Genomic DNA, 13,919 nt, shown 5'->3' with positions numbered 1-13,919 from the left:
TACAAATAGCCGTGAGCGCCTTGATCGGAATCAAATCGCTCTTTGGCCGATAGGGCATTTTGCCCAAATGCCCCACAGCGCCAAGTGTGGGGTAGCGCATAGACATTAGAGCTGGAAAAGCTCTAAGAAGATGCCGCCCCTTGGTCAGGTTCCGTTGCAGGTTTTGCCGATGGATTACGCCCAGTTCTTCAATTCCGCCCTCGATCGTCTCCACACCGAGCGGCGCTACCGCGTGTTCGCCGATCTCGAACGCATCGCCGGCCGGTTCCCGCATGCGCTCTGGCACTCGCCCAAGGGCAAGCGCGACGTCGTGATCTGGTGCTCCAACGATTACCTCGGCATGGGCCAGCACCCGAAGGTGGTCGGCGCCATGGTCGAGACCGCGACGCGCGTCGGCACCGGCGCCGGCGGCACTCGCAACATCGCCGGCACGCATCATCCGCTGGTGCAGCTCGAGGCCGAACTCGCCGATCTCCACGGCAAGGAAGCCTCGCTGCTCTTCACGTCCGGCTACGTCTCGAACCAGACCGGCATCGCGACCATCGCAAAGCTGATCCCGAACTGCCTGATCCTGTCGGACGAGCTCAACCACAATTCCATGATCGAGGGCATCCGCCAGTCCGGCTGCGAGCGCGTCGTATTCCGCCACAACGATCTCGCCGATCTCGAGGAGAAGTTGAAGGCCGCCGGCCCGAGCCGGCCGAAGCTGATCGCCTGCGAGAGCCTTTATTCCATGGACGGCGACGTCGCCCCGCTCGCGAAGATCTGCGACCTCGCCGAGAAGTATGGTGCGATGACCTATGTCGACGAGGTCCATGCGGTCGGCATGTACGGCCCGCGCGGCGGCGGCATCGCCGAGCGCGACGGCGTGATGCACCGCATCGACATTCTCGAAGGCACGCTGGCGAAAGCATTCGGCTGCCTCGGCGGCTACATCGCCGCCAACGGCCAGATCATCGACGCCGTGCGCTCCTACGCGCCGGGCTTCATCTTCACCACCGCGCTGCCGCCGGCGATCTGCTCGGCCGCGACCGCCGCGATCAAGCATCTGAAGACCTCGAACTGGGAGCGCGAGCGCCACCAGGACCGCGCCGCCCGGGTCAAGGCGATCCTCAACGCCGCCGGTCTGCCGGTGATGTCGAGCGACACCCACATCGTCCCGCTGTTCATCGGCGATGCCGAGAAGTGCAAGCAGGCCTCCGACCTGCTGCTCGAGCAGCACGGCATCTACATCCAGCCGATCAACTATCCGACTGTCGCCAAGGGCAGCGAACGTCTGCGCATCACGCCCTCGCCCTACCACGACGACGGCCTGATCGATCAGCTCGCCGAAGCGCTGCTGCAGGTGTGGGACCGCCTCGGCCTGCCGCTCCGCGAGAAGTCGATGGCGGCGGAGTAGCTCTGGGTCGTCCTGGCGTTGGGGTTTTCACCTTAACGACAACCCCGGTTCCTGCCCCGACGGGGCATTTCGCTGTCGCCTCCACCCGCCCAACGCGCTAGATTTGCAGAGAAAATGAGAGCGGGCGCGTTTGCGCCCTGGGAGAAGCACGCTCGCCATGCTGCACGACTGGGGCGTGATCGCCGCCGCTTTCGGCTATATCGGCTTTCTGTTCCTGGTGGCGAGCCATGGCGACCGCCGCTCGCCGGCCGGGCGCGGCCGCGCGCCGGGGCTGATCTATCCGCTGTCGCTGGCGATCTACTGCACCTCCTGGACCTTCTTCGGCTCGGTCGGCTTTGCCACCCGCACTTCGACCGACTTCCTCGCGATCTATGTCGGCCCGATCCTGATGATCGGGCTCGGGGCCGGCGTGCTGCGCCGGGTGATCCAGCTCGCCAAAGCCCACAACATCACCTCGATCGCCGACTTCATCGGCGCGCGCTACGGCAAGAGCCAGGCGGTGGCGGCCACCGTGGCGCTGATCGCGATCATCGGCTCGGTGCCCTACATCGCGCTCCAGCTCAAGGCGGTCGCCTCCTCGCTCGAAACCATCCTGAGCGAGGACCAGGCCTTCTCCCACATCCCGATCCTCGGCGACATGGCGCTGATGGTGACGCTGGCGATGGCGGCCTTCGCCGTGCTGTTCGGCACGCGGCAGACCGACGCCACCGAGCATCAGCACGGCCTGATGCTCGCGGTGGCGACCGAATCCATCATCAAGCTGGTCGCCTTCCTCACCGCCGGCATCTTCGTCACCTTCTGGATGTTCTCGCCGCACGAGCTGATCGAGCGCGCGATGAAGACCCCGGAGGCGGTTCGCGTCATCAACTATTCGCCGTCGATCGGCAACTTCCTGACCATGACGCTCCTGTCGCTTTGCGCGATCATGCTGCTGCCGCGCCAGTTCCACGTCAGCGTGGTGGAGAATTCCTCGGACGCCGAGGTCGGCCGCGCGCGCTGGCTGTTCCCGCTCTATCTCGTCGCCATCAATCTGTTCGTGATTCCGATCGCGCTCGCCGGCCTCGTCAGCTTCCCGTTCGGCGCCGCCGATCCGGACATGTACGTGCTGGCGCTGCCGATGGAGGGCGGCGCGAACCTGCTCAGCGTTGCCGTCTTCGTCGGCGGCCTGTCGGCGGCGACCGCGATGGTGATCGTCGAATGCGTCGCGCTCTCCATCATGGTCTCGAACGACCTCGTGGTGCCGCTGGTGCTGCAACGGCGGCCGGAGGGACGCACCGGCGGCGCCGATTTCAGCGACTTCCTGCTGCGCTCGCGGCGGCTCGCGATCTTCGCCATCATGGTGATGGCCTACTTCTATTACCGCGCCCTCGGCAACACCCAGCTCGCGGCGATCGGCCTGCTCTCCTTTGCCGCCATCGCCCAGCTGGCACCAAGCTTCTTCGGCGGGCTGCTGTGGCGGCGCGCGACCGCGCGCGGCGCCATCGGCGGCATGCTGGTCGGCTTCGTGGTGTGGCTCTACACGCTGTTCGTGCCGAGCTTCATGGATACCTCGACGACGGGCATCCTGCTGCTGCTGCACGGTCCGTTCGGGATCGAGGCGCTGCGGCCGCAGGCGCTGTTCGGCGCCGACCTGCCGCCGCTGATGCACGGCGTCATCTGGTCGCTGTCGCTCAACATCCTGACCTATGTGCTGCTATCGCTGGCACGCCGGCCGTCCTCCATCGAATTGGTGCAGGCCGATCTGTTCGTGCCCAACACGCTGGCGCCGATCTCGCCGAATTTCCGCCGCTGGCGCACCACCGTCACGGTGCAGGACATCCAGACCACCGTTGCGCAATATCTCGGGCCCGACCGCGCGCGGCATTCGTTCGAGGCGTTCTCCGCGCGGCGCAATGTGCGGCTGGAGCCCGGGGCGCCCGCCGATTTCGAGCTGCTGCAGCACGCCGAGCACCTGATCGCCTCCTCGATCGGCGCGGCTTCCTCGCGACTGGTGATGTCGCTGCTGCTGCGCAAGCGGACCGTGTCGGCCAAGGCCGCGCTGAAACTGCTCGACGATTCCCATGCGGCGCTGCATTTCAACCGCGAGATCCTCCAGACCGCGCTCAACCATGTGCGCCAGGGCATCGCGGTGTTCGATGCCGATCTGCAACTGATCTGCTCCAACCGGCAGTTCGGCGACCTGCTCAACGTTCCCCCGCATTTCATCCAGTTCGGTACGCCGCTCCGTGAAATCCTGGAATTCATGGGTGTGAGCGAGCCGGCCGATCCGCTCCAGCGCGAGGCCATGCTGGAGCAACGGCTCGCGGCTTACACCACCGACAGCGAGCCTTATCTCGAGCGTCTGCCCGACCGCCACATGGTGATCGAGATTTTGACCAACCGCATGCCCGGCGGCGGCTTCGTCATCACCTTCACCGACGTCACGCCCACGTTCGAGGCGGCCGAGGCGCTGGAGCGCGCCAATGCGACGCTGGAAAAGCGGGTGCGCGACCGCACCGAGGAATTGACCCGGTTGAATTCCGAGCTGGCGCTGGCCAAGAGCGCCGCGGAAGATGCCAGCATCTCCAAGACGCGCTTCCTCGCCGCCGCCAGCCACGACATTCTGCAGCCGCTCAACGCGGCGCGGCTCTACGTCACCAGCCTGGTCGAGCGCCAGCACAGCGGCGAGGAGACGCGGCTGGTCGAGAACATCGACGAATCGCTCCAGGCGATCGAGGAGATTCTCGGCGCGCTGCTCGACATCTCCAGGCTCGACGCCGGCGCGATGGCGACCTCGATCTCGAGCTTCAAGATGGCCGATCTGATGCGCTCGCTGGAGATCGAGTTCGCGCCGATCGCACGCGCCAAGAACCTGGAGCTGGTCTTCGTGCCGTGCTCGCTGCCGGTCGAGTCGGATCGGCTCCTGCTGCGGCGCCTGCTCCAGAACCTGATCTCCAACGCGATCAAATACACCCCGCGCGGCCGCGTGCTGGTCGGCTGTCGCCGCCGCGGTGCCTCGCTCAAGATCTGCGTGTACGATACCGGCGTCGGCATCCCCCCGGCCAAGCGCAACGAGATCTTCAAGGAATTCCACCGCCTCGAGCAGGGCGCGCGGATCGCGCGAGGCCTCGGGCTCGGCCTCTCGATCGTCGAACGGCTGGCGCGCGTGCTCGACCACGGCATCGCCATCGACTCTAACGTCGGCGGCGGCTCGGTGTTTTCGGCGACCGTGCCGACGGCGAAGGCGATCACCCACACCGCCGCCGTGACCAGCGCGACGCCGCTGGCGCGCACGCCGATCGCCGGCGCCCTCATTGTCTGCATCGAGAACGACGCGGCGATTCTCGACGGCATGCGCACGCTGCTGAAGGCCTGGGACGCCGAGGTGATTGCGGTGGCCGACCCTGAAGGCGCGATCGCCGCGATCGAAACTGCCGGCCGCCGCGTCACCGGCCTGCTGGTCGACTATCACCTCGACCGCGGCAACGGCATCGCAGCGATCCGCGACATCCGCCGCCGCTTCGGCGACGGCATCCCCGCCATCCTGATCACCGCCGACCGCAGCCCCGCCGTGCAAATGGCCGCGCGGGATGAAAAGGTCGCGGTGCTCAACAAGCCGGTGAAGCCGGCTTCGCTCCGCGCCCTGCTCGGCCAGTGGCGCACGCAGCAGATGGTGGCGGCGGAATGAACCTCCGCACTCAAGGCGCAAGCCTCGTAAACACGTAGTCGCGGCCCTTGGCGCGGGCTTCGTGGCAGGCGAAGCAGGTGCGGTGCTGGGCCTCGTCGACCGGCCTGCCGTTGACGAAACGGCCAAAGCCCCAGCCGCCGGTGGCGGCATATTTCTTCGAATCCTTGACCATCACCTGGACGGTGGTGGCGGCGCCGGGAATCGTCGCGGACGCAAACTCGGGTGACTGCTTCCGCTTCCAGGCACGTTTGACCAGAATGGTGCCGTCCGGAAACGGAAGTCTTCCGGCCTGATAGGCATCGATCGCGATCTGGTTGCCGACGACGGCGCGCAGCTCGTCCAAGGGGGCCGCCTCCTCGGCCGGCGCGATCAATTCCCACTGCCTGTAGCCTGGCGGGACCGTGACGCCGAAGATCGGCGAAGCAGCCGCCGTGTCCTCCGCGAAAGCGATCGTGACCAGATACGGCACGCAGGTCAGGACAACGACGAGGAGCAGCACCGCCAGCACGATCATCGTCGGATAGGTTGGAAATTTGGTCGTCTCGGATTTCATGGTCTTCGTTTCATCGAAGTACGGTCGCATGCGAGGGCTCGGTCCGGCCCGTTCCGGACCGAGCTGTCGAACAAATCCTCAGGCGCCGCCGTCGGCGTCGATGACGGCCTTGGCAAAGGCCTGCGGTGCTTCCTGTGGCAGATTATGGCCGATGCCGCCGGTGATCAGGCGATAGTCGTACCGGCCGGAGAACTTCTTCGCATAGGCGCTCGGGTCGGGATGCGGCGCGCCATTGGCATCGCCCTCCATCGTGATGGTCGGCACGTCGATGACGGGAGCTGCCGCGAGCTTCTTTTCGAGGTCCTCGTACTTCGCTTCGCCCTGGGCGAGCCCGAGCCGCCAGCGGTAATTATGGATCGTGATCGCGACATGATCCTTGTTGTCCAGCGCCGCCGCGCTGCGGTCGAAAGTCGCGTCGTCGAACTTCCACTGCGGCGAGGCGAGCTTCCAGATCAGCTTGGCGAAATCATGCGTGTACTTCTCGTAGCCGGCCCGGCCGCGCTCGGTGGCGAAATAGAACTGGTACCACCATTGCAGCTCGGCATGCGGCGGCAGCGGCGCGTTGCCTGCGGCCTGGCTGGAGATCAGATAACCGCTGACCGACACCAGCGCGCGGCAGCGATCGGGCCACAGCGCGGCGATGATGTCCGCGGTGCGCGCGCCCCAGTCAAAACCGGCAACGACCGCCTTCCTGATGTCGAGCTTGTCCATCAGCGCGATGATGTCGGAAGCCATTGCCGCCGGCTCGCCGTTGCGCGGCGTCTCGCCGGACAGGAAATGCGTCGAGCCGTAGCCGCGCAGATAAGGGATGATGACGCGATAACCGGCCTTTGCCAGAATCGGCGCGACGTCGACGAAGGCATGGATGTCGTAAGGCCAGCCGTGCAGCAGGATCGCGACGGGACCGTTCGCAGGACCCGCCTCGGCGTAGCCGACGTTGAGGACGCCGGCATCGATCTGCTTGATCGCGCCAAACGACGCATTCGTTGCCGACGCGCGCGGCGCTTCCGATTCCGCGCGAGCGAGGCCGATCACGCCGAGCCCGGCGGCGACGGTTCCCGCGGCGACGCCGAAAAACCGGCGCCGGTGCTGATTAATGATCCGTTTCATGGTGCTACCTCGTTGATGGTTGGTGGTGGTACGTCAGATCAGCGCGACCGTGACGTCGATGTTGCCGCGGACGGCCTTGGAATAGGGACAAGCCTGGTGCGCCTCATCGACGAGACCGCGCGCGATCTCGCGATCGAGACCGGGAAGGCTGACATCGAGGCGTGCGCTGAGCGAATAAGCGCCGCGATCGAGCACGAGATCGATCTCGGCATCGATCGCGCATCTCCTGGGAAGCTCGATCTTCCGCTTGCGGGCCGCGATTTCGATCGCGCCTTCGAAGCAGGCCGACCAGCCGGCCGCGAACAATTGCTCGGGATTGGTGCCGATGCCTACGACGCCCGGCGGCGACAGCTTGACGTCGAGGCGACCGTCGGAACTGCGCGACATGCCGTCGTGTCGCGCGCCGCTGGTGTGGGTCCTGGCCGTGTAAGGCAATTGTGCCGCTTGCGTCATGGAGGTCTCCTTGCCGTCGCGCAACTGACTAGCAGCGGCTGGCGCAGCACACCCGTTTGGACTTGTGAGAAGTTGTGAGGACCAGGTTTGCAGGGCCTAACGAGGGCTGCGTCCGCGGTCTGATGCCGATGCAGCGACGGCCTTGCCGATCGCGATCATCTGGCTATCCGGTCCTGTCAAAGGACCGAGTTTTCGCCATGACCGAGCCGGCCGGCACCGCAACGGGAACATTATCGTCCGGGCCATTCACCGTGACGCCGCATGAAAGGCTCGTGACGCGCGACGGCGTCGCGCTCCAACTCGGCGCAAAAGCCTTCGATACCCTGATCGCGCTGATGTCGCGGCCGAACGAGGTCGTCGGCAAGTGGGATCTGATGGCGCTGGTGTGGCCCGGCCTGACCGTCGAAGACACCAATCTGCGCTTTCACGTCGCAGCGCTTCGCAAGGCGCTCGGCGACGGCAAGGACGGCGCACGCTACATCACCACACTCTCCGGCCGCGGCTATTGCTTCGTGGCGCCCATTTCGCAGGTGGAAATCCCGGCGGAGCGGCGCCCCGTTGCGCAAACGGAATTGCCGCCCGTGAAACTGCCGAACCGGCTGCATCGGATGGTCGGCCGCGACGACGCGATCGCCGCCGTCTCGGACAGGCTGATCACCTCACGGTTCGTCACGATCACCGGCCCCGGCGGCGTCGGCAAAACCGCGGTCGCCGTGGCGATCGCGCGGGGCTCGGCTCAATCCATCCGCTTATCGTCCAACTTCGGGATTGGGCCACTGCGGACGAATTATTGAGCTGCGGCGCGGAGACGGGTTGGCCACCCGACACGGACCAATGTTTCATCTGGATCCGACATGGCAAATTCGTACATCCCCCACGGCTTGTCTTCGGGTGATTGCCGAAATTCGCGCGCCGCAGCGTCAACACTCTCAAGGTAGAGATAAAGCCCGAAAGGATTTCTGCCCGGTATTAGCCATCCCTCGACTGCGTCCGTCAAATGCAGATATCCGCCTTTTGAGTTCGACAGCATGCGATATGTGTCGGGTTCTCCCGGAGCAGGCCTTTGGCTCTCCGGGCGCGTGAAGCCCAATCGATTGTAGAACCGCTCCGACGCATCAAGGTCATTACACGGGAGGATCGCGATCAAAGATCCGGAAGGGCCCATTCATGCACTCCGACTCAATGCAACAGGTCTCGTCCGCTCTTCTCAAGGTCCGAAATTTGTCACCTTTAAGGTTGAAGTTCGCATTGGGACAGCCAGATGATCGCTCCGAGCGAAACTGTTCATATTTCGAACGAGCGAAATCATTCCGCTCTGCCCTCGGCATCGGAGATCCGCAACTTTGGAAGGTGAACGCCCTACCCCGTCGGGGTGCCCTGCTTCCATTGACCGCCCGCGATCTTCGCGGCGGCGATCACCGCCTGTGTACGACTCTCGACGCCGAGCTTCTGCAGGATGGCCGAGACATGCGCCTTGATGGTGGCCTCGGAGACGCCGAGCTCATAGGCGATCTGCTTGTTGAGCAGCCCCTCCGACAGCATCATCAGGACCCGGACCTGCTGCGGCGTCAGCGTCACCAGGCGGTCGCGCAGCTTTGTCATGTCCGGGTCGGCGGCGGCCGACAGGTCGGTGTCGGCGGGAACCCAGACGTCGCCCTCCATCACCTTGAGGATGGCGTCGCGCAGCGTCTCGACGCCGAAACGCTTCGGAATGAAGCCCGAAGCCCCGAAATCGAGCGAGCGACGGATCGTGGCGCTGTCGTCGGAGGCCGAGACGATCACCACCGGGATCGCCGGATATTGTGCGCGCAGATAGATCAGGCCGGAAAAGCCGGAGATCCCGGGCATCGAGAGGTCGAGCAGGATCAGGTCGACGTCGGAGGTCTGTTCCAAAAGCCCGGTCAGATCCTCGAACGATCCGGCCTCGTCGATCCTGGCCGAGGTCAGGACTCCCGCCACCGCCTGCCGCAGCGCGTCGCGGAACAGAGGATGGTCATCGGCAATGACGAGATGTGTGGAAGGAGCGCTCATCGTTCTCTTGCTGTCGTTCGCGCCGGGCGGCGAGTCAACGCTGGGGGCAGCTCAATTCTTCCCTGAGCGGCCGTGGCATGCAAGTGCACATTATCCCTTTGCTGCAAAGGGGTTAATCCCGAGCCATCGCGCATCAGACCGGCCCCCGATACCGCACGTTCAGCTGCGCGTCAGTGCGAAAGGCCGAAAGTCGTATTGGGGCGGGTTTCACGGCAATGTTACCTTGCGGGCAAGACCTGGGTTGATCTGGCATGGCCGGACATCCGGGGCGCGAGGAAACGATTTTCGGGGAGCGACTCAACATGTCGACAATGGCTGTATCTCAAGCCCGCGCCGGAGGGATGACGAAGGACGAACGATTCGTCATTCTCGCCTCCTCGCTTGGTACCGTCTTCGAGTGGTATGATTTCTACCTCTACGGTTCGCTGGCCGGCATCATCGGCGCGCAGTTCTTCTCGGCCTACCCGCCGGCCACCCGCGACATCTTCGCGCTGCTGGCGTTCGCCGCGGGCTTCCTGGTGCGTCCGTTCGGCGCGATCGTGTTCGGCCGCGTCGGCGACATCGTCGGCCGCAAATACACCTTCCTCGTCACCATCCTGATCATGGGTCTGTCGACCTTCATCGTCGGCCTGCTGCCCAACGCGGCAACGATCGGCATCGCGGCCCCGATCATCCTGATCGCGTTGCGCCTTGCCCAGGGCCTGGCGCTCGGCGGTGAATATGGCGGGGCGGCGACCTACGTCGCGGAGCACGCGCCGAACGGCAAGCGCGGCTACTACACTTCCTTCATCCAGACCACCGCGACGCTCGGCCTGTTCCTGTCGCTGCTGGTGATCCTGTTCACGCGCTCCGCCCTCGGCGAGCCCGAATTCGCCGCCTGGGGCTGGCGCATTCCGTTCCTGGTCTCGGTGCTGCTGCTCGGCGTCTCGGTCTGGATCCGGCTGCGGCTGAATGAATCGCCGATCTTCCAGAAGATGAAGGACGAGGGCAAGAGCTCGAAGGCCCCGCTGACGGAAGCTTTCGGCAACTGGCAGAACGGCAAGCTCGTGCTGCTCGCGCTGCTCGGCGGCGTGATGGGCCAGGGCGTGGTCTGGTACACCGGCCAGTTCTATGCGCTGTTCTTCCTGCAATCGATCCTGAAGGTCGACGGCTACACCGCCAACCTCCTGATCGCCTGGTCGCTGCTGTTCGGCACCGGCTTCTTCATCGTGTTCGGCATGCTCTCCGACAAGATCGGCCGCAAGCCGATCATCCTCGGCGGCTGCCTGATCGCGGCGCTGACCTTCTTCCCGATCTTCAAGATGATCACCACCAACGCCAACCCGGCGCTGGAAAAGGCCATCGAGCAGACCAAGGTCGAGGTGGTGGCCGATCCCAAAGGCTGCGGCGACCTGTTCAATCCGGTCGGCACCCGCGTCTTCTCTGCACCTTGCGATACCGCACGTGCCTATCTGTCCCAGTCGTCGGTCAAGTACTCAACCACGCCTGGCCCGGCAGGCTCCGGCGTGAAGGTGATGGTCAACGGCAAGGAAATTGCCTACGCCAACGCCAAGGACGGTAACGCGGCGGTTCTCGCCGCCGTGCAGGAGGCCGGCTATCCGAAGACGGGCGACGCCGGCATCGTGAAGATGGCGCATCCGTTCGACATCTTCCGTCCGCAGGTCGCGGCGGTCATCGGGCTGCTGTTCATCCTGGTGATCTTCGTCACCATGGTGTACGGCCCGATCGCCGCCATGCTGGTCGAACTGTTCCCGACCCGTATCCGCTACACCTCGATGTCGCTGCCCTACCACATCGGCAACGGCTGGTTCGGTGGCCTCTTGCCTGCGACCGCCTTCGCCATCGTGGCCTCGACCGGCGATATCTATGCAGGCCTCTGGTATCCGGTCATCTTCGCCTCGATTACCGTCGTGATCGGCTTGTTCTTCCTGCCCGAGACCAAGGACGTCGACATCAAGTCGACCTGATCGACAGCACCGATCGACAACACGAACCGGCCGCGGTCTTTCGCGGCCGGTTTTGTTTTGAGCTCCGGATTCTTTGTTTTGACGCGTTTTCTTCACGCGAACCGGTATCCACTTCGCTCGAAAACGCTCTACTGATTGCTGCCGATGAATTGGAGCACGACCTCGCGCCGGTGCGGACGCTTGCGGTGCTCGATCAGATAGATCGCCTGCCAGGTGCCGAGCGCGAGCTTGCCGTTCAGGACGGGCACCTGCAGCGACGCCCCCGTCAGCATCGTCTTGACATGCGCCGGCATGTCGTCGGGTCCCTCGGTATCATGCGTCCATCCGGCGTTCTCCGGCGCGAGCCGGGACAGCGCCGTGGTGAGGTCGACGAGCACCGAGGGGTCGGCGTTCTCCTGGATCGTCAACGACGCCGAGGTATGGCGGACGAAGAGCGTCAGCGCGCCGTCGCGCGCGCGGGCCTCGGCGACGAATTTCGCGGCTTCAGCGGTGAGATCGGTGAAGCCGCGCCCTGGCGTCTGCACGGTCAGCAGCGACGATGCGATGGTAGTGGCCTGCACTGACGATGGCGCCGAACGTGTGAGGCTTTTCTCAGTTGTCATTCAAACTCTCAAATCCTGCCCGACACGTCCTTCTGCACCCGGTTGGCCATGTCGATCAGCCGGCGCCAGGCCTTTTCCAGGAACGACATCACGCGATCGACGTCCTGGTCGCTCGGCAGCGGAATCTCGATCTTGCGATCGCCCTCCGCAACCTTCGGCTCCGTCTTCTTGAGCGGATCCGATTTGGGCAACGCCTCGTCGATCTTGCCTGATACGGTCGGGCCGGCCGCGAGCTGTCCCTTCAACTTCTCGACTTCGGCCTGGAGCCTGCCGATCTCGGCGTCCAGCGCAGAACGTTCGTCGGGCACCGCGTAGCAGGCCCAGCCGGCGCCGTTCCTGGTACAGGTCGAGACCGTGCCGGTGCGCGTGTCGAGCCGCAGCACGCCCTCGGGGATGGGAGTCATGCTGAAGCGACCGTTTTCGCTGTCGGGGGCCGGTTGCGCGGCACCGAGGCCGCCGCTGATGGTCATTGCCGCGACGAACGCCGCCGCCGCAAGCCATGAAGTTGTGGATGAATTCGCAGGTCTCATCGCGCTCTCCGCCACGACGCGCAGGTGGCATTCCGGCAGATTCTACACCCCGGCGAGACGATCTGCCGCCCAAAACCCCCACCTGACATGAACGATCGCGGCGGCCGCTTTGATCCCGGCAGCAGGGCGAAATGGCGATGGCATTCGCCGATCATGCGGAGAGCTGCTGCGGTGCGGCGTCACGCCGTGTACAGCGCCGCCGTGCACGCCAATATCGTCAAATAAATCAGATACATAATTGAAATCGACACAATCGTGACTTGGCTTGACTTGATTATGGGCCATCAGTATGGTCCGCGCGGCTTTTGAGGGTGGCGGGCGTAATTTCCATTCAGCCGCGTCGTTTCGGGTCTTCGTTGCATGGCACAGGGCACGGGGCACGGCGAGAATGGAGATCGCGATAGATCGTCCGAGGAAGCTGCGCTTTCCGAACGGCTCGGAAATCTTGACCAGCGGTTGTCCGAATTTCGCGGCCGCCACGTCAAGACCGAGCAACCCGCAGGTGACGGCGAAGACAGAGCGGCCAGAGCTTCGGCTATGGCGCTTGGTTTCCGGTTATCCTCCGAGTTGGTCGCCGGTGTCGTTGTCGGAGCGGGGATTGGCTGGGGGTTCGACCGCTTGCTGTCGACGTCGCCTTTCGGATTTATCGTGTTCCTGCTGCTGGGCTTCGTGGCCGGCGTGGTGAATGTGGTGAGAACGGCGGGCGCGGGTCAAAACAGGCGCGGTGGTTCTTAAGCGATCCGCACGGAGAGGAATGATCGTGCCGGCATCGCCGGTACGGGCCGGCCCGGCCGGCAGACCGAGACCCGCCGGCATTGCCCGGCAGACCAAGAGATGCCGCGCTGATGAAAATCGACCCGATCCACCAGTTCAACATCGAGCCTCTCTTCACCCTGGGCCATATCGGCAATCAAACGATCGCCTTCACCAATTCGTCGCTCTACATGCTGGTGGCGGTCGCGATCATCTCGATCCTGATGCTCGCCAGCGGCACGCAGCTGGTTCCCGGGCGCCTGCAGTCGGTCGCCGAGATCTCCTACGAGTTCGTCGCCTCGACCATCCGCTCGACGGCCGGCTCGGAAGGCATGAAGTTCTTCCCGCTGATCTTCTCGCTGTTCATGTTCATCTGCGTCTCGAACCTGGTCGGCATCATCCCCTACACTTTCACGATCTCGAGCCATCTGATCGTGACGGCAGCCCTGGCGCTCCTGGTCTTCTTCACGGTCCTGATCTACGGCGTTGCCAAGAACGGCCTGAAATTCTTCTCGATCTTCGTGCCCCACGGCGTCCCCGGCTACATCCTGCCGCTGGTGATGTTCATCGAGATCCTGTCGTTCTTCCTGCGGCCGGTCTCCCACAGCGTCCGTCTGTTCGCCAACATGCTGGCCGGCCACATCGCGCTGAAGGTGTTCGCGGGCTTCGTGGCCATGCTCGGCTTCTCGCTCGGCGCGCTCGGCTGGGTCGGCGGCGTGCTGCCGCTGGCGCTCACGGTCGCGCTGTACGCTCTCGAGATTCTGGTCGCGTTCCTGCAGGCCTATGTGTTCGCGATCCTGACCTGCATCTACCTCAACGACGCCATTCATCCGGGACACTGAGCAGTCCGGGGA

The 13,919-nt window shown here is 64.5% G+C and carries 13 protein-coding genes; 6 read left to right on the top strand and 7 right to left on the bottom strand.

All coding sequences use genetic code 11. The features are described from left to right. The first annotated feature begins 169 nt into the window (after positions 1–169). Positions 170–1,399, top strand: a complete 1,230-nt coding sequence (gene hemA / locus OC450_RS23450; RefSeq protein ID WP_262048763.1) for a 5-aminolevulinate synthase — start codon at positions 170–172, stop codon at positions 1,397–1,399. A 157-nt stretch (positions 1,400–1,556) separates the two neighbouring features. Beyond that, positions 1,557–5,066: a PAS domain-containing hybrid sensor histidine kinase/response regulator gene (locus OC450_RS23445; protein ID WP_262048762.1), complete on the top strand. Its 3,510-nt coding sequence runs from the start codon at positions 1,557–1,559 to the stop codon at positions 5,064–5,066. 10 nt (positions 5,067–5,076) lie between these two features. Here OC450_RS23445 and OC450_RS23440 read toward each other — a convergent pair whose 3' ends face one another. The 3 genes from OC450_RS23440 to OC450_RS23430 all read right to left on the bottom strand — a co-directional run bounded on the left by OC450_RS23440 (position 5,077) and on the right by OC450_RS23430 (position 7,182). After that, complete coding sequence (locus OC450_RS23440; RefSeq protein ID WP_262048837.1) at positions 5,077–5,580, bottom strand: cytochrome P460 family protein; 504 nt, start codon at positions 5,578–5,580, stop codon at positions 5,077–5,079. 117 nt (positions 5,581–5,697) lie between these two features. Then, the gene (locus OC450_RS23435; RefSeq protein WP_211381044.1) at positions 5,698–6,729 is read right to left on the bottom strand and encodes an alpha/beta fold hydrolase; all 1,032 of its coding nucleotides are present in this window, start codon (positions 6,727–6,729) and stop codon (positions 5,698–5,700) included. 33 nt (positions 6,730–6,762) lie between these two features. Continuing rightward, positions 6,763–7,182 carry an organic hydroperoxide resistance protein gene (locus tag OC450_RS23430; protein WP_211381043.1) on the bottom strand — a complete coding sequence of 140 codons (420 nt, stop codon included), beginning with the start codon at positions 7,180–7,182 and terminating at the stop codon, positions 6,763–6,765. Positions 7,183–7,379: 197 nt separating this feature from the next. Between OC450_RS23430 and OC450_RS23425 the strand changes: the two genes are divergently transcribed. After that, on the top strand, positions 7,380–7,976 hold the full coding sequence (locus OC450_RS23425; RefSeq protein WP_249128782.1) for a transcriptional regulator: 597 nt from the start codon (positions 7,380–7,382) through the stop codon (positions 7,974–7,976). On the opposite strand, the gene OC450_RS34450 is transcribed toward OC450_RS23425, so the two are convergent. Both OC450_RS34450 and OC450_RS23420 read right to left on the bottom strand, forming a co-directional pair. Continuing rightward, on the bottom strand, positions 7,970–8,347 hold the full coding sequence (locus OC450_RS34450; protein WP_349643079.1) for a VOC family protein: 378 nt from the start codon (positions 8,345–8,347) through the stop codon (positions 7,970–7,972). The two genes, OC450_RS23425 and OC450_RS34450, sit on opposite strands and share 7 nt — an antisense overlap. Before the next feature lie 194 nt (positions 8,348–8,541). Continuing rightward, positions 8,542–9,213, bottom strand: coding sequence for a response regulator (locus tag OC450_RS23420; protein WP_211381042.1), 672 nt, complete (start codon positions 9,211–9,213; stop codon positions 8,542–8,544). A gap of 341 nt (positions 9,214–9,554) precedes the next feature. Between OC450_RS23420 and OC450_RS23415 the strand changes: the two genes are divergently transcribed. After that, positions 9,555–11,180 carry an MFS transporter gene (locus OC450_RS23415; protein ID WP_211382367.1) on the top strand — a complete coding sequence of 542 codons (1,626 nt, stop codon included), beginning with the start codon at positions 9,555–9,557 and terminating at the stop codon, positions 11,178–11,180. A 128-nt stretch (positions 11,181–11,308) separates the two neighbouring features. Here the strand turns inward: OC450_RS23415 and OC450_RS23410 are convergent, their stop codons facing one another. Further along, positions 11,309–11,782: a secondary thiamine-phosphate synthase enzyme YjbQ gene (locus OC450_RS23410; protein WP_211381041.1), complete on the bottom strand. Its 474-nt coding sequence runs from the start codon at positions 11,780–11,782 to the stop codon at positions 11,309–11,311. Positions 11,783–11,790: 8 nt separating this feature from the next. After that, complete coding sequence (locus tag OC450_RS23405; RefSeq protein ID WP_211381040.1) at positions 11,791–12,312, bottom strand: hypothetical protein; 522 nt, start codon at positions 12,310–12,312, stop codon at positions 11,791–11,793. Positions 12,313–12,672: 360 nt separating this feature from the next. Here OC450_RS23405 and OC450_RS23400 point away from each other — a divergent pair, with 360 nt between their 5' ends. Further along, complete coding sequence (locus OC450_RS23400) at positions 12,673–13,047, top strand: AtpZ/AtpI family protein (protein ID WP_211381038.1); 375 nt, start codon at positions 12,673–12,675, stop codon at positions 13,045–13,047. Positions 13,048–13,157: 110 nt separating this feature from the next. Then, positions 13,158–13,907: a F0F1 ATP synthase subunit A gene (locus OC450_RS23395; RefSeq protein ID WP_211381037.1), complete on the top strand. Its 750-nt coding sequence runs from the start codon at positions 13,158–13,160 to the stop codon at positions 13,905–13,907. The last annotated feature ends 12 nt before the right edge of the window (positions 13,908–13,919 follow it).

This window comes from Bradyrhizobium sp. Bra78 (genome assembly GCF_024519855.1).
Taxonomy (GTDB): Bacteria; Pseudomonadota; Alphaproteobacteria; order Rhizobiales; family Xanthobacteraceae; genus Bradyrhizobium; species Bradyrhizobium japonicum_G.
Note: the sequence above shows the minus strand (reverse complement) of the source record. Positions and strands in the feature narration are given on the sequence as shown.